The sequence below is a fragment of the Bacteroidota bacterium genome (assembly GCA_018266835.1).
Lineage (GTDB): Bacteria > Bacteroidota > Ignavibacteria > Tepidaquicellales > Tepidaquicellaceae > JAFDZO01.
On record JAFDZP010000006.1, the window covers coordinates 173773 to 194619 of the forward strand.

Sequence of the window (20847 nt, forward strand, 5' to 3'; positions counted from 1 at the left end):
ATTTCAGTTAATATAAAATTATTTTTTAGAAATGAATAATTTTGACAATTCAGAATCCTTACACTCAACATTTTGAAAATTATACTTCTTCACCAAATCTTCAATATTTCTTTTATGCGTTTCTTTCATTTCAGGATGGAATAAAATTTCAAAAGGTACATCTTTCAAGTTTACTAATGCCAGTTTAATTGCATTCACATTCTGTTCTTCCCACGTAAGCTTTTGCTTTCCTTGGGTTATCCTCCCCTTACATTTTATAAGAACTCTGACTTCTTTTTCATCACTATAGCTTTGATCCTTATAAAGTCCCATTATACCATGTCTAGTATCTTTAGTAATTTCTTTTTCGTTTAAATAGTCTTTGTAAATCATTTTATCTATAAATATTCTATTAATCCAATCTGAGTCACAATCAAATTCTATATTGTTCAATTCCCAAAGTTTATTGAAGTTTCTTAACTTATATTTTATTGCAACACTTGAGCTGTCAGAATACAAATTCCACATTGCAAATGATTCCCTTTTGCTTCCGAACCAACAGGTAGCAAAATAACTTCTTTGTCTTTTTTCCAAATCCATTTCTTTCTTGGGAGAAACAAAAAATATTTTTGGGTACAGTAATTTTATTAACTGTTGATGTGATATAGCTTCTGATTTATCTTTAAATGAGTCAAGTCGGGAAAAGTAAAGTTTTTCAGAAATCAATAAGTCCAGAAGTTTTGGCAAATTAAGAAACCTTACCACATAAGGAAATTCTTTAACATCAAGAAGATTATTTTTTAACTCCATTCGGATTATCCTTTTGATTTTTTAGGATCTATGCTTTTGGGATAAGTTCTTTCTTCCTGAAATCTGCCATTCTCTTTATGGATTAAAAGAGAGCCTCCGCCATGCTCTTTTACATATTCAGCACTCTTCTTCACTCCATCAGTTTTGTTATCGAATTTTTTGATTGCTCTTGATGAATCTTCTGAAGCCAGCTTCCAAGAATCATCTTTTTTAGTTAAGTGAAATTTTTTCATTTGGATGTAATTTATATTTAAGAATTAAATTTTTACTCTCACTTTTCCTGTGAGAAGAACTTGCATTAAACCCTTTTTCTGTTCGGTCAGTTTATTTAAATATTCTTTTAGAAAACAAATTTCTTTATCGATAGAGTTCAAAATGTTAGATATAGCTTTTTGTTCCTCAACATCGGGAATAAATATTTTAAGACTAAAAAAATCTTTCGGAGTAACATTTAATAATCCGTGAGCTCTTCCTCCTTCATGTGCAATCTTTGTAAGCCCTTCATTAATAATATTAGCAGCAAAGAAATGTTCAAAAAAGTCTGTACTGTTCATAAACTCTTTCTTCATTTTAAAGCATATATAAAGAGTAGTTACAACAGCTTTATCAAACTCTTTTAATAATTTAACCGCACCCCAGTCATATCCTTTAGAATAACTTTTATTATAAACAAACTCTCCTCGTTCTAATAAAAAATAATCTTTCAATTCTTCGCTCGCTACAAATTTATTGAAAAAATCATTTTGCTTAACAAACCCTCGCTGCGCTGAAACTGTAACAACATTTTGATTTTTCTCTGTATTTTTTCTTGTTACTCTTTCGAATACATCAGAAAATTTTGTTTTTTTCCACTTCCCTTTAAAACCTTTTAATCTCTTTCCACTTGTTAACAATTGCTGCATTAAACCCTTTTTAAGTTTTTCTTTTGCAGCGATGAGGTTTTCGGTTTGTTCAATTGCGTTATCCCAAGTTTGCAAATATTTTACAATAGATTTCTGTTCTAGCAAGTTTGGGAATGGAATTGGAATACTATTAATAATTTGAAGATTTAAACCACCTCTACCTCCATCACCAGTTGATAATTTCCTTAGTTCATCATACCTCATATCAAGATTATAATAAAGAAACTCAGGTACAAATTTTTCATTAGGCAGTATAGCTGCAACTGATTGATTGGTAGATAGTTCAACCATATTAATTGCTACGGTTCCTCTTGTCTTTCCTTGTCCTGCAAGACCGATTAGAATAGATTTTGGAGGAATCATTCTGGCACTTGAATTTTTTAGGCCCTCTTCGGTAATTCTTCCTTCAACTTCAAATATTTTCTTTTGGTTTAAATCACCTGAACTCATCCACCTTACGGTACCATTATCCCAATAACTACTCACTCTCGTGCTAGGGGTGCCACCAGCAGTAGTTTTTGCGAACTCTTTGATTTTCTTTATTTCCCAATCTTGTGGAATTTTACCAACACTTGTTATCTTTGTTTGAACTTTATTCATTATCTTTCCTTTTCATAATTATAATAAAACCTTCGACTGCTCCGGTATAAATGGGAATTTCTTCTCCAAAAATTGAATCAGTATTTTCACCGAAACCCTTAACGTATTCTTCTACAGATTCCTTAAAAACTGAAAAATGTTTTATATTAACGTCTAATTTTGTATTGTTTTTATATTCTGATAATTCTGCTAAAGAATTTTCAATAGCTGGTATATAGTCCGCCTCGTTAAAACACTTCGTTGGAGTATCTAATCTTTTTAAAAATGCGATAAAGCAAACTTCTATGCTATTTTCACCAATTGGATCCGTTTCTAATAGGGCATGTTCAAATCTTAAAAAATCTTTTTTAACATCCCCCTTATGTGGATTGATAGCTTTTATTTCAATACCACAAACACTTCTCTTGAAGGGTTTACTAATGAATTTATCCAAGATTGCAATGTCTATTCTGCCTTTTCTAATACTTTCATGTTTTCTTTGTCTTATTGATGGAAACAGCTTCATAAAAGTAAATGCGTGAGATAAGAATTCGTCTGAATCATACTCTACTCTAATAGAAGAGAGAGTAGACAATTTCTTAGTATTTTCAAGCAGTTTTTTTACAACTCCAACTGTGATTAAATATTCAGTTATTTTATCTTTCAACAATTCACTATAATCTTCATGCTTAACTAGGTCGTAATATGCTGTTTCAATTCCATTTTTTATGAGTTCTAATATTAAATCAATATTTATCATCCTTTATAACCCAATTCCTTTAAATATTTATTCATTTCACTCCTTACATTCAGAAGTTGATTTTCAAGCTCAAGAATTTCTTTTTGAACTTTTACAATATCAACTTCCTCTTCCTCTTCAAATGTATCTACATACCGGGGGATGTTCAGATTATATTCGTTCTCCTTTATTTCATCAATAGTAGCTTTATAAGAATATTTATCAATCGTTTCAAATTTTTCATAAGTAGAAACAATCTTATCTATATCCGAATCACGCAGTTTGTTTTGATTCGTTCCGCTTTCATACTCCTTACTTCCATCAATAAAAATAACATCAGTATTTTTTTTGCGCTTATTGAAAATAAGTATTGCAGCGGGGATACCGGTGCCGAAAAATAAATTAGCAGGAAGGCCAATTACAGCTTCAAGAAGATTATCATTAATGAACTGCTCACGAATTCTACCTTCACTTGAGCCTCTGAATAAAACACCGTGCGGCACAATCACACCGGCTCTGCCAGTTTCGTTCAATGATTCTATCATGTGAGTAATAAAGGCATAGTCGCCTTTACTTTTAGGAGGAATACCTCTCCAGAACCTGTTAAACTTATCTGCCGGCGCATCATCTGCTCCCCATTTATCCAATGAGAATGGAGGATTGGCAACTACAACATCAAACTTCATCAGCTTGTCACCTTCGACATGTTTAGGATTACTAATAGTATTTCCCCATGCAATCTTAGCGTTATCAATTTTGTGAAGGAACATATTCATCTTACAAAGAGCGTAAGTGTTGCCATTAGACTCCTGACCGTATAAAGAATAATTTTGTGAACCAACTTCATTAGCTACTTTAATAAGAAGTGAGCCTGAACCGCAGGTAGGATCATAAATTCTATTCCCTTCTTTGGGTTTTAAAAGCTTTGAAAGTAATTTTGAGATGAATTGAGGAGTATAAAACTCCCCGCCCTTTTTACCTGCGCCACTTGCAAACATATATAAAAGATATTCATATGTATCACCAATTACATCACGCTCACCTATATGCGAAGGTCTGAAATCTAAAGCCGGTTTGGAAAAATCCTCAATTAAATTTTTAAGTCTTAGGTTTTTATCTTTAGTTTCACCAAGATTAATTTCAGAATTGAAATCTATACCTCTAAAAACGTCTTCCAGCTTTCCTGAGTTTGCCTCTTCAAGATTTGCTGTAGCTATATTAATAAGTTCACCAATGTTAACATCATTGCGATGGGAATAAAGGTAATCAAAGGTGCTTTCATTTGGGACAACAAATCTTTCTCTTTTAAGAGCGCGATCTACTCTATCGGCATCGCCTTTATACTTTATTGAATATTCTTCAACTTTATCTTTCCACAAATCACTGATGTATTTAATGAAAAGAAAAACGAGAATGTAATTTTTATATTGGTCGGGGTCAACGACTCCCCTGAAGGTATCGCATGCATTCCATGCTACTGAGTTCACCTCATCTTGAGTTGGGATTTTTTTTGTATCAATCATTTTTTCTTAAAATTTTATTGTGGATGATTTCGTTTATTAACAAAGTTCGCTTAGTCGAGATTTGTTTTAGTAATTCTCTTTCCAACATTTGTTGATTCTCTATTAAAGCAATTGTTTTTTGAGTTTTCAAATCCGTTATAGGAATTTTTAACTCGATTAATTTTGATTTAGGAATTGAAGGAATAAATGTACCGTGAGTATTCGCTTTAAAAAAATCTTGTGCTGGTTTAGAATTTAAATACCAGGATAAGTATTCCGGTAAAACATTTTCCGAAGTAATTCTAATTATGAAAAAGGTTGATGATGCGGCTACTTCGCCAAGTTCACCATTATAATGAAAAGCAAAATTTCTATTTCCTTTGGCAGCGAAAAGTACATCGCCAGATTTTAGATATTGATACTTGTCTACACAGTATCTATCTAATTTGAATAAATTATCTTTATTTAGTAAATTGTTCTGAATATCTTTTCCCTGAATAAGAAAAACAGATGCTTGTTCTGCATTTATATTTTTACTGTTATATTTCAATCCAGTAAAAATTGATGTTAGACTTCCTAATTGCATTTTGTAATATTTTCTTTGAGTAATCTCTCTACGGATACAAAATATCCTAAATGAAGGATATTGTCAAGTTATTTATTCTGGATAATTTGCTGTACTCTATTTATAATATCGTTTATGTGCTCAAGTTTACTATCAGCTTCAAATATTTTGAAAGAAAAAGCTCCATTTATGAGAGCTTTTATGAAAAACTATATATTTGAGCAGATCAAAGTTCCATTGTCAATTGAATCAATAGAGAAAAAAGAAAGCTATGAGAAAATTATTGAATTTTGCTTAAATACAAGAAGAAGAATAAGGAATGAGCATTTAGAAAGTGGTAAAAAATATTTTTCTGATAATTATGCGCTATTTCGAGAGTTGTTATTAGTAAAAAAAGATGTAATTCAATTACAACAATTAGTTTACAAAGCTGAAGGAGTCGGGCAGAAGATTGGGAGTTTCATATTGGTAGTTTTTATACATTATATACTTCAAGATAATGAAATGAGTAAGCAGTTAAATGTACCTTTGGATACACATGTCATAAGAATTTTTGAAGAGGCTTTTAATGAAAAACCTCCAAATGTAGGTTATAAAATTGATGCAAAAGAGTATAGAGATTTTCAAGGGAAATTGAAGGAAAATTCAGCTGACGGTAACACAATTTACTTCGATTATTTTTGGTTTATTGGAAAGGTATTTCATACTAAAATTAATCCTGGCAGAAATAATAAAGGATATCGTTTATGTTCAATGTGTTGGATAAAGGATGTTTGTCAATCAAATGATAAATGGGAGTAACTGTAAATTATAATCTGAACAACAAGCTACATTCTTTAAGTACTCAATCAGCATAAACCCCAAAATGAACAAAAAGGAAATTTTCGATTCATCGTTAATAATAAGAGATGAACTGAAACTCAAAAACGATTTTGAAGTTAATCCAATTGACACAACTCTTTTACCTATTCCTCCATTCAGTCTTTCAGATGATATAAAGTTAATTATTTTAGGTCAAGATCCCACAGTAAAAATACCTGAAAGCCGGTTAAAAATAAAACACACATTAAATTTAGATAAAGGTGGTTCGCTAAGAAAATATATCAATGACATTTGTATAGCACTCGAAATTTCATTTGAGAATGTTTATGCTACGAATGTTTTCAAATATTTTTATACAATTCCACCGGAAAGAACTATGAATGTAATTTATAGTCATCTCGATAAAAACCTTGAACTTTTAGAAAGAGAACTTAGCAATTATCCGGATGTTCCAATAGTTACATTGGGTTTACCGGTATTGAGATTATTAACAAAAGAAAATTCAGAAGTCAGTTATTTTTGGGATTACAATAGAAGAACTAAGCTAACTGATGGAGCTTTTAAATTTTGTATTGGAAGTGAAAATAAACTTCGAAGAGATTTTTTTCCTTTGCCACACCAACCAAGTTTAGCTAAAGATTTCTATAGTAGTAATTTGCAAGATTATTTAAAGTTTGTTAAAAGCAAAATCTAATAAGGAGTAATCATGGAACGTCTCAATTACTTTTGCCCATATCAATCTAAAAGTGCTAAACATGAAGACCAATTAACAAGAGCTTTTATGGTTCTTATGAAATATTCTTTTCATGTCTCTTCATTATTCTATAACTACTGTAATGTTGAATTTAAACGTTCTGCAAAAGCAACTGAACTCCCATCATTGAGTCAACTGATAAATTATGACTGGGTATTTGATACACAAAAATCTGATCCTATTATTGATTCAGAACTTTTAGTTTCAGTATTAATAACAGATAAGGAATTCGAAAAATCAAATGAAAATATAGTTGCTGATCCTGAAAGGAGTGCCAGATATGATGGTATAATTAAATTCGGAAAAGTCTTAACAATGATAATAGAAGTAAAACCACAATCTGAAAACGTTTGGTTTAAACAGCTTAACCCATCACGGAAAAATCTTAGTGAGGAAACTAAGGTACAGGAAATTCCTGTTATATTACAATGGAAAGAAATAATCAAACAGTTAAATGCTATATTAGAATTACCAACTTTGAATTCACAAGAAAGATTTTTGATTGATGATTTTTTGGAATTTGTTGATGATTTTTTCCCAACTTTAAATCCATATGATAAGTTCGAATTATGTAAAAGTAACAAAGTTTTATTGTTAAGAAGAATTGAAAACATCTTAAAGGAAATTGTAAAACAAGACACAGTAATTGATTATCATAGAGGTTGGGGAAATATCATTAAAGTCGGAGAACAGTTTAAGGATTTCAATCAAATTGGATTAATTTTACAGCAAAATGATTCAGACAAATCCTGGCACATTGAGTTAAGTATTTATTTTGCAGATACAGTCAGTCAAGCAAGAAAATTTTATGATAAAGATTTTAACTTGACTAGTTTCAAAGAACGAGGATGGGAAATTTTACCAAATTTTCATGTTTCATTTAGGAGTCAAAATCTAGTTTATTTTAACTCAAAAGATATTCAAACGTATTTAGACTATTGGAGAAATAATCAACAAAATATACGGCAATACAAAATTATTGAAATAAGAAGCTTTTTAGAAGAACTAACAAATAAACAAATAATCGTCTTCGAAGAAAAAAACAAGGATGAACTGACCAAAAAGTTTTTTAATACAAAAATGCCCACACTTAATTTTTGTCCGGGAATAGGCTTTAAGTTTCAAATAAAATCAGATATTGCAATCACTATGGATAATAATAATAAGTTATCTTCTCTTATTAAAGAAAAAATTTTTGAAGCTCTAGCTATAATGGGTTATACTGATAACGATATTTATTCATTTCTTAAATAAACTATTTTAGCTTTTTCAATTTTTGTATAGTATTTACAGCTCATTGAAAAAAATTGCCCAGTAAATATTAAAATAATTTATACACTGGTCAATTTAGTTTTCGTGTTAAAGATTGATTTAATTCTTATTGAGCTTCTCCCACAACTCCTTCGCATTCACTTCTGTAAAGTGTAAATCTCTTTCAATTCCTAAACTCATTCTGCCCTTATAATTTTCAAGTTCACTCTTTGAAAAGCTCCCTATCTCCCATTCGAAGATATGGCAAATTCCCCAGCAATATTCTGGATCGTTCGGATCTTGATTCATAAAATACCATGTACCTGCACCGGTTGGATTGAAGAATTTTGCAACAATTACCTGTGACTCCAGGTCACTTCCTTTCGGATATTGCTCTTGAGCTTTTGCTTCTATTTCTTTAGTGAAAAGTTTCATATTCTGATTTTAGTTTAGTTGTTTTTTCAATACTTGCTATTCCGTGTAAAAAATTTACACAGAATAAACGAAGGACTGCACTATTGGTGCAGCCCTCCTGTTTATTAATAGATAGGTTTTCAGCAGGAATGTTTTTCAACACCGAGATAGATTGGATAATGCTAATTGGCAACTTTGTTTACTGACTATTCGTATGGCGGTTTATATCTGGGTTCTTCTTTTTTGAACTTATAGTATAAACCCATTATAAGAAGCTTGAAGACGAATATCAGAAATCTCTTTAGTTTGTATACTGTATAATAGAACCAGCGCATTGATTGATGCTCCTTTCAACTTAGATTTTTAAAAATTATGATTTGGTTATATAGAAGAATATAGAATTGGTAAAAAGAGGATGAATGAATGGAAGAAAGGAGCGAAAGTGTGAAAATTATAAATATGGATTTCCATAATACATTGCACCTTCCATTTCACTTAATCTTCCTTCAAGCTCATAAATGTTATCATTCACTTCTTCCAGTAATATTCTTTTCAGAAGATTGTAGTCGAGATTTTCTTCGGAGAGTTTTTCTAGTATCTTATTTGCTTTTTCTCTGTCTTCTTTATCCAGGTCAAACATACTGTTATTCTTTGTTTTTTCTCGACTGCGGTCGATGTGCATTCCAAATGGAAGTTCTCCATCTTTGTTAGCTCTTCTGCTTATTGACTCTACAAACATATCAGCTTCTCTGTCATCTGTTGAACCGTATGCTTTACCATTTCCCTTGGAATCATTTAATAATAATCTTCTGTTTGTTCTGCTGGAAGACTTAAAGAAACTGTCTCTTACAGTATTTATCTTTGATATGTCTATCTGCTCAAGCCCGGTATCTACTACTATTTCAATCGGCAGCTGAATAATGGATTCTGAATGCTTTAGATTGTAAACTCCTCCGACAAATCCATCCCTTCGAGTATAAAGAACGGAAAGTTTGAAATTCTGATTAATGAAGTTTTTATCTGTTGAACTGAAGCTGTTCAATCCATCCGGGTGTCTGTGAATAACAGTATTAAAGTTATAATCTTCAGGGATATAATCTATTGATGTAGAAGACACCACTTGCTGCGGGATGTAGAACTCTTCAGATAACCTGATGATGTTATCTTTCTCAGTAAGATTTACAAGTATTGAAAATTCTTCTCCGGTCAGTCTATCTGCAATTTGATTACATGTAAGTAAAAGCTTGAGTGGAATTATTACTTTTACTGATTCAAGTATCTTGATGCCGCTTTCCCATGCGCCGGTTGTAGATCTGTTGTTGGATAAATCTGCTTTACCCACATCCTTCGAGTTGGGTTTATTATTGTTCTTTTCATTTTTAGTTAGCTTTTTAAATTTTATTATCTCGGTCTTTCTGTTGGCTGTATTATTTTCTTCTTTACTATCAGAAGAATTTATTTCATCCAAACAGATTGTACCGTTAGATTTAGAGCTATTATCTTTCATTGTTTTGTTGAATTAATTCATTAAAGATAACCTCTCACTTTACCCAATGAGGAAGTCAGGTAAAGTGAAAGAGTTTTAGAGAGAACAATTGATGTAAAATCGAATTGAACTATAGGAATTAGAAATTTAATAGAAATGAGTTTCAGATATTTGCTGATTTAATAATTATTGATTAAGCAGCGTTTTCACATTCACTGTCTTAGTCTGAACTGACTTATTCTTAACAATCAGCATTTCAATTACAGCAGCTGCGCTCAGGAGCTGAGGTGTTCCAAAGAACGAAGGAGTAAATCTATATCTAGAGTCTGTGCCCCATCTTCCTGAATCAAAATCGTTCAGGCATATTGTTCCTTCAAAACCGTCATATCCGAGCTTCACATACTGTGGAAACTCAATCACCGGAGCTTGAACTTCGTCACCATTATTCGTCATACCTGGAACATGATTCAGATAAGGAGCTGATTGAGTAACAGAATAATTTCTTTTCAATCTTTTGTTTTTATTCTTTTCAGCTTTCTCTTTAAGTTCTTTATCCATTCTCTGTTTGATTTTGAACTCATACAATGAGTCTTTCAACCGTAATGTATCCGTACAGTCAAAGAAGTATTCTACTCCTTCGAACTTACCCAGCATATCAGCTTCAAAGAACTGTTCAAATCCTAAAACGATACAGTCTTTTCTGCGCTCAGAAATTAACTCCTTAACTGCTTTTGTTTTATGTTTTCCGATTTGTGATTCTTTAAATAATGTTCTGTTGAGATTGGAAGCTTCAACTTTATCATTATCGAATATAAATATGGAGCCTACTCCAATTAATGCCAGGTCAAGAGCTACCCAACTTCCTATTCCTCCAAGCCCTGCAACAATTGCAATTGCATTACTGAAATCCGGAATGAGCTTGGTTTGCCTGTTGTTGATTTGTGTTATTGTACTTTCCATTTTCTGCTTGTTATAGAGTTTTTAACTTTTTTGAATAACTTAACGGCGGATTTAAATGTTTTTTTCATTGCTGTTTTTGGTTTTTAGATTAAGAAAAGATGTTTGTTAAAAGAAATTTATAAATTGATTACATTGATGTGAGGGGGACCTAAAGAATATTGAATGATATTAAATACTGACCAACAGATAAAAATTTAATATCAAAATTCTAAAAGGATGCTTTTTTACTAAAAGAATTCATTTTTCAAATAGCGGTGCCTTCCTTTTTTATAAGAACTTTAACTGGCCTTCCACTTGTATTCTTCTTTGAGTTCGTAGGACACATTGGGCTTATAATAACTGCTGTCCAAATGAATTTTCTCGTAGGTTGCAGAGATTTCATCCAGAAGTGTTACAAGCTTAAGGGGATCCGATAGGTTAATCTCTCTGTCTAAGAATGTTCCGGGGCAAGCTTCACTAAAACCTCCTGTCTGACAGTTCGGGTGATGTCCTGTTGTTGAAAGATGAATAGTTCCATAAGTGATTTTAGGATGAAGTATGTTCACGTATATTCCTCTTATCATGCAAATGGTAGAGTTATATTCAAGAACCTTTCCTGAGTTGTAGTATCCGCTAGTTACTTCAAACGGAGGATTATAGAACTTGTAAGCGTTAACAGAGTTATCTTTCATGAGCAGGTACCATTCACTTCCTGATATTGCTTTAATGATCTCAATTAAAGATTCTCCAACCACAGCAGATTGATAAAGCTGTTTAAGTCTTGATAGCTCATTCTGATAAAGACTGTTTACCTGATTGATAGCAGTCTGAAGCTCAGTTTTGAATACTGATTTTAACTGCTTCAATGAGTTTACATAATCAAGCTCAGATTCTATTAAGATTTCCTTTACAAGGATGTTTTCCTGCTTTGATTTCAACATTCTTTCAGTAAAGTCCTTGAACTTCACTTCTTTTGAAATAATGTTTACTAAGTGCTTATCAGATTGTTTGAGAATGTTGGAAATGTTTTTCCCGGTTGATTTCTTTTTGCTCTTTGTGGATTTAGGTGTTTGTCCAGCAGTGTTGTCAGCTCCAACATTTGCTTCCTGCTCAATTACGCTTGCTCTGCTTTCATCTGATTCTCCACCCGACTCTTCCATCCTTTGAAAGAATGAAATGTTTAATTGATTAACTCCGGATAAGTTTGTTTGTTCTGTTTGATTTGAAGACATATGTGTTAATCGATTAATGATTTATGTTTTCATTTATTTTTATCCGCAGCAGATATTCTCTATTATCATAAGTCACTATAACTCACACTTTTTAATATTAAAGGTACAAGACTTATTTATTTTTTTGAGGAATATCTGCCGGGGAAATTCTGCTTACTCGCAGCCTTACATCTATAGGACCTTTAAGCTGCTGCTACATTAAATCTTACAAGAGTTAAATCTCCTGTAAAATTACCTGCTTCAATCTGGTCCGGATTGATGTTTCTGTTTTGAGAGTCATATATATCAAACTTCGATATATCGTTATCTCTGGCAATAGCTTTAATCTTGTCAGTAAGCGCTACTCCTTCAAGACCTGTTACATCGTAATTCTCAGAATTACATCTGACCTGTCTTCTATTTTGCTGAAGAGTATCAGTACCACCGCCATTGTTGTTTGTGTTCCATGACATTGCAATATTCCTTTCTGTTTAAATGTTTGTGAATTATTATGTTTGAAAATGTATTTAAAGATTGAATTGTAGTAAGTAAGAATACGAAATGATTTGGTTACAACATGTAAAGCTCCGCAAGGAAGTATGAGGGGATGGAATCTTTTGGTTCAGCAAGTTCAGAATTAACTTCTTCTTCATCAAGCTCAACCTCCGCTTCACTAAAATCTAAATTTGTTTCACCATGGTCATCTGAATCTACATACTCTTCATTTACTCGATTTCTGTAATCAGAAATTTTTCTTAATGCATCTTCTTCAGACTCTGCATAAACTGTTCCTTTGAGATTTCCATATTTTGAATAATCATATGGAATGGAAAATGAATATTTATTCATTGGACATTAAATTTGAATTGTAAAAATTATTGATAAGGAATTATAAGAGTTGTAGTTCTGATAGAAAGTAATCAGGAATGAGTGAGTAATGAGAAGTTTGAGTTTGAGAAGGAATATTATTATCAAGGTTTACAGGTGGTGGGTTTGGTATGGTTACATCTTCTTCTTCGGTTTCAACTGTCATTTCATCATATGAGAAATTTGTGCCGTCTGAGCCATCATCATCATAATCTTCATCTAAGCGGTTGGAACTATCCAGTGCAAGCTCTAATGCTTCTTCACTGTTTTCTGCATAAATATAACAAGTTAATTTTCCGAACTGAACATAATTGTATGGGATTGTTACGAGGTATTTATTCATAGTTTGGTTGGTTTTCTTTCTATATATATTATACCAGATAATTTGATTGTGAATATATTTCAATTACATTAGATTGAAATAAAAGTATTTAACTATAAAGCATTAATTCTTTATTGTTTAAATTTTCAACAACTGATAACTAATAATTATAAGTTGTCAAAAATAAAACATTCACCTTATTCCTCAAACAGCAATCCATATAATATTTCAGTTTTACAATAAATTCAGTGGTAATCATCTTAGAATTTTATTTTTTTAAGTAATTATACCTTTTCTAAATGTGTCAATTCGTTAGAATTTGTTAAAAATTGGATAAAATATATGGATTACTTTTATTTTAATACTTTTAGATCTATAATTGTAATTATAATCAAAATATAAAACTATTTTCTATACACTCTTTCTACTTCCAGTTTTTTCACCGTGGTTTTTCCAGTCCAAGAAAATAAAATAAATCATTAAGATTACCAAAAAAATACCAATGTAAATTAAATAGTTTTGGTCTGCCGGAAGCCCGTCAATATGAAAGCCTGTACCTTTTTTAAAACTTGCTTTTACAAATAACATTTCAATAATTTTTATTAAGATGTATGAAATTAATGAGGAGGTAAAAAGAACCTTTGTTAAATTCATCGTTTTAATCGATTTTTCTTCATCTATTGATATTGATCTTGGCTCAAGTAGTTTCAACCTCGCATTTGCCTTGTAATAATTAAAAAATCCCAGGACTATGAAAACAGGGAGCAAATATAAAAAAATATTTTCAGATACAGAGAGTATTGCAGTTTCTTTATTATTCGATTCTGATTTACTGTTTTTCTCACCTATATAATTCGAATCAATGTTTGTATTATCCAAATCAATTGTTTTTTTCACTGATTCTTCTTTACCCATAACAGCATGCAAATATTCTTCACCTAGTTTAATTGTCAGTCCGATCCCAGATGCAAGTGTTGTACCTACAATTAAAAGATATAAAAAAAACAATATTAGTTTATCAACTAACAATCGTGAAATTCTACCTTCAAATTTAGCTGAATTCAATTCAAATTTATCATACCATTTTTTCTCAGCAACGGAACCTCTTAATCCCTTAAAAAATAATTGCCCAATTTTATTATTGAGATTCTCAATAACAATATTTAATCCATATTCAAGTTTTGGAAAAAATGGAATTTTCTTTTCATCAAAAAAATATTTTTTGTCATCTAAGATACTAATAGCTATAAAATGGACATCATTTTTCTTGTTTTCCGACAAATATTTCGATTTATTTTCCTGAACAAAGTTATAGAATTGAATGCCATTTTCGTCCCTTTTTCCTGGTGTAAGTGATAAATCTAGTATGATTAAATCAATTTTAGGGTATTCATTAAGTACACCTTGATAATCTTTTAGATTAATATCAGCTATCAGTTTATTAAAATTCGGGCGCGGTGCATATGGTTCAACATCGTCATAAGGAAAAACTTCTACATCTATACCCCAAGTAGATTTAATTCCAGCAGTAATTTGTTCAAACTCCTCTTGATCATCTTCTACTACAAGGATTTTTATTTTTTCCATAATGAATTTAATTTTAATTTAACTTCATATATTTGATTTTTTGAATTTCTTTTTATCTCACATCCTATTTTTTCTACAATATCTCTACACAAATCTAATCCTTCACCTGGGATTTTATTAGTTTCTGGTTCTTCTGATTCTTTATTACTGAAAACAAATTCATCGTCAGTATATTCAATTACATAGTCTCCTTCATCAGGTTGCCAAGGACCATGCTTTTTCATGTTAATTATTAGTTCAGTTAATATAGTAGTCCAAAATAATGGATGTACTACCAATTCAGTAAAATTAATATTTTCCAGAATCAGTTTTTTAAATTCTATAGCCTTTCCTCCTATAACAGATTCAAAAATTAATTTTACTCTGTCAATAAATTCTTCTTTGGTTAAACAAATTTGTGAAGATGGATCAATTTCATTCATTGCTTGGAATTGACCAGCAATGGCTTGAGTCACGATATTAAACATTTGAAAGTTTTTATCTTTATTAATCCCTTTAAAAATATTATTGACCATTCCATACTGATTTTTTATATATTTTCCTATTCCATGCCAAAGATGCTTTCTTTCAAGTATTTTTTGTTTACTAGTTAGAACTGCATTGAAAGCTTCGTTTTCAAATTGTTTATTAAGATAAACAAGTATTTCTTCTTTCAAAAGCAACAATAACCTTAGTTTTTCATTATTTATAAATTTTAATAGATTCTCCTTTGTGCAAGCTTCTTCAGTTGTAATAAGTAAAACAGCTTTTCCCTTTATAAAAAGATTCTCATTGTTATCAATTGAGTTAGAAAAAGTATCATAATTATTTTCTGAAAATCTCAAATAAATCGACATATTAGCTTTTTTAAGCATTTCATCCAAAAGAGTACCATTATTTTTATTTAATAAGTCGGCATTATACATTTCCTGAAAACTTCTCGGAGGGTTAATATTTTCCTCGCCGTTTTTTTCAGTAAAATAATAATCATTAAAACCAATTATCTCGTTTTCACTTTTCTTTAAAGCTATCAAAAGAGATTGATGTGTACTGGATTCCAGATTATCATCATACAGTTCATATAATAGATTGTAAATTAAACCTTCTTCATTAAGGTAAATGAATTGTGGCTCACTATCTTTTTCATTTTTTAAGATTGGATAGATATTTTTATTCGATTTTTTTTCTTGCTGGGGATGCTTTTTATGTTCTATAAAAAACGCATAATTAAATTTTGTTTCGTCCATTCCATATTTCAATATATCTACAAATGAGCTTAATATTTCCCTTATTTCCGTATTGAAATTTCTCTCTTCTCCGTAATTTGCACCTAAACTTTTTCTAACCAATATAGATTCAGTATTCAGCATTTGACTCACAGACTTATTTATTTCCTCCGTTGTAATACCGTCATAAGATTTATGGCATCCAATTATTTTTTTTGCATTGATACAAATTGAATTATTGATTGCTTGTTGTCCGAAATAATAGTTATAATGTTTGTCTACATTTTCAAATCCACTTTTGCCAGATTTCAGCAAATTATTTAGAAATTTTTTATGATATTCTTTTAATTCATTTAATAAATAAATATTCTCCGAGTGAAGCATATTTATAAAATGGAAAAATTTGTTTTGAATTGTTTTTTTCAAATCATCACTTGGAAGCGGTTGTAACTTTTCATTATTAATTAACTGTTCCAATGTTATAGATTTTGAAGGATTTCGGTAAATTAATTCCTTATAGTAGAATAATATTACCGGGAATAAGGATCCCAATTGATTCAGTATATAATTGTAATTAAAATGTTGTGCATGTGTAAAATTACTTTTGTCCGATTTTTCAGCAATATTTTTTAAAGAATCTTTATATATTGCTCGATATTGATTAATAGAATTACTTATTTCTGGATTCTCAAATAACTTTTTAATGTATTTTAAAAATCGTTCTGAAATAATAAAGTTCGAATTCAATTGTATCAATCTTCTTAAATAAAATTTTAATCTCCTGACCGCTGAAAAAGAAATAGATTTTTTCCTTTCAGCTTTTGCAAATAATTTGTCAAATTCATTTAAACAATAATCGAATATTGAATCGTATATGTTTTTATAATAGATGTAGGGGTATTGTGTCAATATTTTAACTGCCATGTCTTGTATATATTTCGTTTCAACAGCAGAAATTCTATTTGCTCCATTTTTCTCGGTTCCCGCGGAGAAAAATAATTTAACTTCCTCATTTATATTTAGTGAATCTATTAAACTACTAATAAATTCTTTTGGTTTTCTATCTTTATGAAACATCTCATTTTGAAATTTTACTCCTGATAATTCTAAATTTATTTTATTTGAAATAAATATTCGTAGCAAGTTTAGCTTTTCAGAAGAAAAACTTTCCCTATAATAATTAAAAACCTCTTCTGTAAAGTTATCATTATTATCCAAAAACGGGAAAAAACTTCCGTGCTTTTTCTCCCAATATTTTTGATTGACTTCTGGAAGTTCTTTAGGTTCTTTCTGAATAAGTTTTCTTAATATTGTTTCTTTTATGCAGTCTAAAAGTGTCTCTTTGATAATCTTCTTTAAGTCTGCTACTCTTTTTGATAATGGGTTACCTAAATTAGTTGCTGACGAAACAGGTAAATTGAGATTAAAATATGATATAATTTTTCCCCTAAGGATTTCTATTATATTTTCAGTATTTTCCGATCCAAGATTATTAGATTGTAATTTTTTCATAATCTCATGCTTTGTGAACAATGTAGTTCTGTCTATTAGAGTTAAAATCAAATCAAACCCTTGGCCTTGCATTTTTAATTCTGTATCTTGTCTATGCTTAATATAGTCACTTATTAATTTGAAATCTCTTGTTGCTGAGAGTACTTCACTGAAATAAATAATTTTAGTTTCATTTTTTTCTTTTTTCCTATCTAATTCTTCTCTTTCATCATTTAATTTACTAAAATACAAAGAAATAAAATTATCGATAAATTCATAATCTGACTGGAATTGGATAATTGTTACAATCTTATTTCTAAGGCAATTTGTTAAACAAAGATCTTCAAGAAACCTTGAATTATGACTATATTCAGAAGTGATAAATAAGATTTTTTTAGTTCCCTCTTTTTCAAAATATTTGCTAAGTTCAGTATTAAAATAATAAAGTATTTCCTCCTTATTCTTTAAATAAAAAGCATTACCTCTGATATAATCGTAATACTTACCTTTGTTTGCACTGATATTGCCATGAAGGATAATATTCTGTTTCTTTTCGTTTGAAGAAAAGAACTCAAAGAAGTTTTCCAATCCTTTGGTTTCTTGCGAACTGAATTTAGGAAGTCCCAGAATTAAATTCGGTGAATCAAATGTATAGTTTGTACTGAACAATGGCATTTCGTCTGAAAGTACTTTTACATTACCTAAAGTATTTTCTACTTTTGCCAAATCCTTAGTTGGAAAACACTGCGGGCAATCCTCCGGCAAATGTAATTCAGAATATAATTTTACGAGTGGAAAAGCAACAATAGCTTTTCCTGAATTACTTTCTATTTTTATTTTATCTTGATTTATTTCTGTCCAGTTGAAAAGAGAATAAATATCGTACAAATGTTTTTCAAATTTAGAAGTTGAATTCTCAAAATTTTTAATAATTATTTTTTTAACATTTTCTATTTCGAATTTAACTTTTAAAGACAAATTAAGTACTAAAAAAACTGTAATGCACTTTTCTGAAATTTTTATATTTGAATTTTCATGATATTCATTGATATATATTTGGATGAATTCACATAATTTTTCAAAAAAAGAAAATGTACATGCAATTGGTAAAACTATTATCAAATTTTCTTTTAAATGAGGAATGTTTTGCCATTTAAAATCTTCGTTTTCTTGGTTAATTATTTCATAATTGTAATCAACATTGTGATCGGACAATTTTTCAAGAACTTTATTTAAAGTTAATCCCGTATAGTTATGAAGTCCAACGAATGTTGTTGGTCCACTTAATTCAATCTCTGAAATCTTTGCGGTAAAAACTTCAGAAATAATTTCGCAATTTTTAACATTTTGAAGAAATTTTTTCGCAAAATAGTATTGATTGGAATGGAGGTTATTACCATTTTCAAAATGAGTATCTATTAATTTATAACCATTCTCAGTAAAAGGTTTCTCAATTTCATCTACAATATCTTTAATTACTTTATTTATAGAATCTGAATTCATAAATTTAATTAATTTGATTAATTCTACTTTGTGATACTGCCATTGTTTAAATTGAATACTCTATTTAATTTATGGAAATATTTCATATTTTTGGTTTCGCTTTCAATTCCGGTGCAGGTCTTGGTGAACCGCTACAGTATGAGTACATTCGTTCATTCAATCTTTGTATGTACTCTCTTAATCTTTCCATTTCATCAATCGCAAATTCTCTTTGGTCGTTAGTAAATTCATAACATTGGGGTGGTTCTCCATTTGCTCTATGAAGTAATTCTTCGTACCCTTTTTCAATATTAGGATCAAACTCTTCAAATTTCTTTTCAATATTTTTTAAATAGTTTTCAAGCATACACATTGTAGTTCTATATCTTATCCATCTATGATTATTCCAATCCATTGGATGACCTGAGGTTCCGGTAAATCGATCTCTAAGTAATTCACCTGCATACATTCCTCTTTCGCTAAGATGAGTTATGACTTCTTCAGGCATATTTAAATTCAAACCACCTTCATCCGGAGATAAATGAATGCTCACTATTCTGTCTCTATAACCCGGCATTTTAACCTGAGTATGATCAGTCCAATTTTGCATCGTATTCATAAGTGACTTAAGAAATTTCAACAATGAATCATCAAATCTGAACCATTTGTCATTTACTCCGTCACCATTGGTATTGGTTAAGTAAATATTTTTAGATTCATCTTTTTGTTGAGGATGTTCTGGATGGAATTCATCTAAATTAAATGCAAATGTTGGTCTGCCTGGAATAGGACTATCAAAAAAATGTATTGGAAAATTACTGCAAATTCCCCCATCGGAAAACAAACATTTTTCTGGAGTTGTATTTTGGGGACCCTTCTTGTTGTTAGCTAAGGTATAGTCTATTGCATATAGCGGTACTGCACTTATTAAAATTGGAAAACTTAAACTCATTCTGGCACCTACAACAATTGGCATGTCATCAAAATCCGGAAGTGGGATTTTTCCGTGTTTTGCACTTTCTTTATTCGATTTTGATACAATCCAGTCCACAACCCTTTTAGGAAAAAATGTTTTAAACTCCGATTCATCAAAATAAAACAACGCGTCAGTAAATGGTAATGTATGAGGTCGGCGCCATGTGACATTAGTAGTCATCATTTGGAGTATAATTGAATCCTTTCTATTATCTTTTACATTTTTTAAATCTCCAAATGTCAATGGTTTTAGTGGATCTTTATTACCTGCGACTTTATCGATCATGTCTGCTAACCATACAGTTAAAGGTGGAGCGTTATCATCTACTTTTTCAGCATTGCCTGTAGTCAGGCCGTAATAGTTTTTTGATAATATCTTATTAAAAGTAATTCCAAATGAAATTAAAGTTGATACTAACATTAATACTAATGTTAATAATGCAGTAATAGTTATCGTAATCGTAAATAAGCCATCATTGATTTTATTCCACAAGAAATACATCATTAAAGCACCGGGTATGAGCGCTAAGAAACTAATGAATGGGAAATGATAAATTAGAGAGGAAGCTGAGAATATACCTTTACTGAATTTGTTCTTTTTTCCGGCAATATGAAATATTGCATTAAAAATCTTCCTGGTTGATTTATTTGGTTGAAATAAAGAAAATAGACGGGATTTTCCATTAACATTTTCGCTAAGAAGTGTCGGCAAATTATTTAAAATCTCAAATCCTGAACAACTTTGATTTTCTCTTCTGTTATATTCCGCTGCTGCTGTCAATGAAGCGGCAATAGCACCGGCGGAAGTGCCTCCAATATTGACAAATCTATAATCAGTCGCCATCTGATAAATTGCCTTAGGATAAACAATTCCGCTGGTTATTCCACCCTTCATTACGACGTCGCATGTTCGTGAAGGATTTGGAGGTATACTGGTATTATTTTCTTTTTTAGATTCCATTTGT

General features: G+C 30.5%; 19 protein-coding genes. 3 read left to right on the forward strand and 16 right to left on the reverse strand.

All coding sequences use genetic code 11. The annotated features are described in order from the left end of the window. Nucleotides 1-18 precede the first annotated feature (18 nt). From JST55_16385 to JST55_16410, 6 genes are read right to left on the reverse strand one after another with little or no spacing between them, the layout of a single operon-like run. The gene (locus tag JST55_16385; GenBank protein ID MBS1495085.1) at nt 19-789 is read right to left on the reverse strand and encodes a DUF2971 domain-containing protein; all 771 of its coding nucleotides are present in this window, start codon (nt 787-789) and stop codon (nt 19-21) included. 5 nt (nt 790-794) lie between these two features. After that, the gene (locus JST55_16390) at nt 795-1022 is read right to left on the reverse strand and encodes a DUF2188 domain-containing protein (GenBank protein ID MBS1495086.1); all 228 of its coding nucleotides are present in this window, start codon (nt 1020-1022) and stop codon (nt 795-797) included. A 24-nt stretch (nt 1023-1046) separates the two neighbouring features. Continuing rightward, nucleotides 1047-2291 (reverse strand): restriction endonuclease subunit S, encoded by a 1245-nt coding sequence (locus JST55_16395; GenBank protein MBS1495087.1) that lies wholly within the window; start codon nt 2289-2291, stop codon nt 1047-1049. Further along, a complete protein-coding gene (locus tag JST55_16400) occupies nt 2284-3030 on the reverse strand; it encodes a hypothetical protein (protein MBS1495088.1) in 747 nt (248 codons plus the stop codon). Before JST55_16400 ends, JST55_16395 begins: the two co-directional genes overlap by 8 nt. Then, entirely contained in the window at nt 3027-4532 is a 1506-nt protein-coding gene (locus JST55_16405; GenBank protein MBS1495089.1) for a type I restriction-modification system subunit M, read from the reverse strand. Before JST55_16405 ends, JST55_16400 begins: the two co-directional genes overlap by 4 nt. Further along, complete coding sequence (locus JST55_16410; GenBank protein MBS1495090.1) at nt 4525-5097, reverse strand: restriction endonuclease subunit S; 573 nt, start codon at nt 5095-5097, stop codon at nt 4525-4527. The genes JST55_16405 and JST55_16410 overlap by 8 nt, the downstream gene beginning before the upstream one ends. 147 nt (nt 5098-5244) lie before the next feature. Here JST55_16410 and JST55_16415 point away from each other — a divergent pair, with 147 nt between their 5' ends. From JST55_16415 to JST55_16425, 3 genes are all read left to right on the forward strand, one after another. After that, a complete protein-coding gene (locus JST55_16415) occupies nt 5245-5877 on the forward strand; it encodes a hypothetical protein (GenBank protein MBS1495091.1) in 633 nt (210 codons plus the stop codon). 64 nt (nt 5878-5941) lie between these two features. Further along, nucleotides 5942-6592 carry a hypothetical protein gene (locus tag JST55_16420; GenBank protein MBS1495092.1) on the forward strand — a complete coding sequence of 217 codons (651 nt, stop codon included), beginning with the start codon at nt 5942-5944 and terminating at the stop codon, nt 6590-6592. 12 nt (nt 6593-6604) lie between these two features. Further along, a complete protein-coding gene (locus tag JST55_16425; GenBank protein MBS1495093.1) occupies nt 6605-7906 on the forward strand; it encodes a hypothetical protein in 1302 nt (433 codons plus the stop codon). Between the two features lie 117 nt (nt 7907-8023). On the opposite strand, the gene JST55_16430 is transcribed toward JST55_16425, so the two are convergent. From JST55_16430 to JST55_16475, 10 genes are all read right to left on the reverse strand, one after another. Continuing rightward, complete coding sequence (locus tag JST55_16430) at nt 8024-8338, reverse strand: DUF2958 domain-containing protein (protein ID MBS1495094.1); 315 nt, start codon at nt 8336-8338, stop codon at nt 8024-8026. Between the two features lie 430 nt (nt 8339-8768). After that, nucleotides 8769-9824: a hypothetical protein gene (locus JST55_16435; protein ID MBS1495095.1), complete on the reverse strand. Its 1056-nt coding sequence runs from the start codon at nt 9822-9824 to the stop codon at nt 8769-8771. Between the two features lie 165 nt (nt 9825-9989). Next, nucleotides 9990-10763: a ThiF family adenylyltransferase gene (locus tag JST55_16440; protein ID MBS1495096.1), complete on the reverse strand. Its 774-nt coding sequence runs from the start codon at nt 10761-10763 to the stop codon at nt 9990-9992. 278 nt (nt 10764-11041) lie between these two features. Beyond that, nucleotides 11042-11974: a hypothetical protein gene (locus JST55_16445; GenBank protein MBS1495097.1), complete on the reverse strand. Its 933-nt coding sequence runs from the start codon at nt 11972-11974 to the stop codon at nt 11042-11044. Nucleotides 11975-12156: 182 nt separating this feature from the next. Beyond that, nucleotides 12157-12426, reverse strand: a complete 270-nt coding sequence (locus JST55_16450) for a hypothetical protein (protein ID MBS1495098.1) — start codon at nt 12424-12426, stop codon at nt 12157-12159. A gap of 97 nt (nt 12427-12523) precedes the next feature. Continuing rightward, entirely contained in the window at nt 12524-12802 is a 279-nt protein-coding gene (locus JST55_16455; GenBank protein ID MBS1495099.1) for a hypothetical protein, read from the reverse strand. Nucleotides 12803-12842: 40 nt separating this feature from the next. Beyond that, entirely contained in the window at nt 12843-13163 is a 321-nt protein-coding gene (locus tag JST55_16460; protein ID MBS1495100.1) for a hypothetical protein, read from the reverse strand. Nucleotides 13164-13553: 390 nt separating this feature from the next. Further along, the gene (locus JST55_16465; GenBank protein ID MBS1495101.1) at nt 13554-14729 is read right to left on the reverse strand and encodes a hypothetical protein; all 1176 of its coding nucleotides are present in this window, start codon (nt 14727-14729) and stop codon (nt 13554-13556) included. Beyond that, complete coding sequence (locus JST55_16470; GenBank protein MBS1495102.1) at nt 14717-18928, reverse strand: hypothetical protein; 4212 nt, start codon at nt 18926-18928, stop codon at nt 14717-14719. Before JST55_16470 ends, JST55_16465 begins: the two co-directional genes overlap by 13 nt. 82 nt (nt 18929-19010) lie before the next feature. Next, nucleotides 19011-20843 carry a patatin-like phospholipase family protein gene (locus JST55_16475; GenBank protein MBS1495103.1) on the reverse strand — a complete coding sequence of 611 codons (1833 nt, stop codon included), beginning with the start codon at nt 20841-20843 and terminating at the stop codon, nt 19011-19013. Nucleotides 20844-20847 lie beyond the last annotated feature (4 nt).